The organism is Streptomyces sp. NPDC002845 (assembly GCF_053591955.1).
On sequence record NZ_JBSFUU010000224.1, the window covers coordinates 1 to 1,729 of the forward strand.

Genomic DNA, 1,729 nt, shown 5'->3' on the forward strand with positions numbered 1-1,729 from the left:
CTAGGAGCGTGTCTCAGTAACGAGCAAGCGGCCCGCTGGTCGTGATCGATGGGATCGGTCGCGGCCGTCCCGTGGGCACCTGTGAGGCTGTGGCTGGGTCCTGCCCGGCAGGTGTTCGGCTGGTAGGGCCCGTGGCGTGGGCCAGGGTGTCTGGCTGGTCAGCCGGCCAGGGCGGCGAGCCCGGTGGTCCCGGCGTGTCGGAAGATCTTGCGGAGGTTGTGGCAGGCGGCGAGCAGTTGCCACTCGCCGCGGGCTCCGTCCTCGCCGCGCAGGAGGAGCTGGCGGCCGTTCTGGCAGGTCATGACCTGTCCGAAGACGGGTTCGACGATGGCCTTGCGGCGGCTGTAGGCGGCCTTGCCGGGCTTGGTCCGCAGCTTGCGGGCCATGCGTTCCTTGAGGGTGGCGTCCTTGGGAATGCGTCCGCGTGGTGCGGGCGGGACCTGCTCGTCGTGGGCCAGGCGGCCGGTGGCCATGAACGTGTCGGTGCCGCAGGCGAGTTGGCGCTCTCGCGCGGCCTCGAGGTTGGTCTCGGAGCAGTAGCCGGCGTCGACCAGGGCCTGCTTGGGGTGGACGCCGGTGTTGTGCGCGGACTGGTCGAGCATCGTGGTGTAGTTCAGCGCGTCCGAGGGGTTGGTCGTCACGTCGGCGGCGGTGATGATCTGGTGTTCTTCGTCGACGACGGCCTGGGCGTTGTAGGCCTGGATGTAGGCGCCGTCGCTGTTCTTCATGATCCGCGAGTCGGGGTCGGTGAAGTTGGCCTGGGCCTTGGGCTTGGGCCGCGCCTTGGCGGCGGCCTGCTGGCCGGCGTCGGTGACGGCCCGCTCGTCGCCAGTGCCGGCACGCTCCTGATGGCGGCGTTCCTTGTCCTCGGCATGAGCGCGGGCCTTCTCGGCGGCCTCGGCCTCGATCTGCGCGCGGGCGGCCTGCAGCTTCGACAGACGCTTCTCACGCCGGTCCAGCTCGGCGGGCAGGTCCGCCTCCTTGCCATCCACGCCGAAGGTCTCATCCTCGGCCTCGTCGGCGACCTCCGCGTCGGCCAGCAGGGCGTGGGCCTTCGCCTCCAGCTGGGCGATCTCGGCCTCGATGCGTTCTTCCTTGCCGACCAGGCGGCCGTAGCTCATCGCCTTGTGCTTGGAGGCGCTGGCCTCCAGTTTCGTGCCGTCCAGCGCAACGCGTCCCATCGTGACCATGCCGAGCTTGGTCGCCAGGTGCAGCGACTGGGTGAACAGACCGGCGAGCGCATCGAGGTGGCGGCGGCGGAACCGGGCGATCGAGCGGAAGTCCGGGGCCTGGCCGGCGGCCAGGAACCGGAACGCGACGTCGTCGGCCAGGCGGCGCTCGACCGCCCGGGAGGAACGGACGCCAGTGGTGTAGCCGTAGATCAGCAGACGCACCATCAGCCGCGGATCGTAGGGCGGGTAGCCGCGCTTTTCGGTGTAGTCCGCCCGGATTGGTCCGAGGTCGAGCACCTCGTCGACCAGGTCGGCGACGAACCGGGCCAGGTGGCCCTCGGGCAGCCAGTCGTCCAGCGACGGCGGCAGCAGCAGGACCTGATGCGGGTCGAACGCCCGAAACGTCTTGTCCACCGCCGCCGCAGGGCCCTGCGGTCGCTTCTTGCCGCCCGGCTCGACCTCGAACAGCCCATCCCCATCACGCATACCGAGATCATCCCGCATGAATGATCACGAACCGCAAGCGGGTTGCCGGTTACTGAGACACGCTCCTAGGC

At 69.8% G+C, this 1,729-nt stretch carries 1 protein-coding gene; it reads right to left on the reverse strand.

Going from position 1 to position 1,729, the window contains the following annotated elements; translation table 11 throughout:
* Positions 1 to 158 precede the first annotated feature (158 nt).
* Positions 159 to 1,586, reverse strand: coding sequence for an IS1182 family transposase (locus tag ACWD3C_RS48500; RefSeq protein ID WP_451155221.1), 1,428 nt, complete (start codon positions 1,584 to 1,586; stop codon positions 159 to 161).
* Positions 1,587 to 1,729 lie beyond the last annotated feature (143 nt).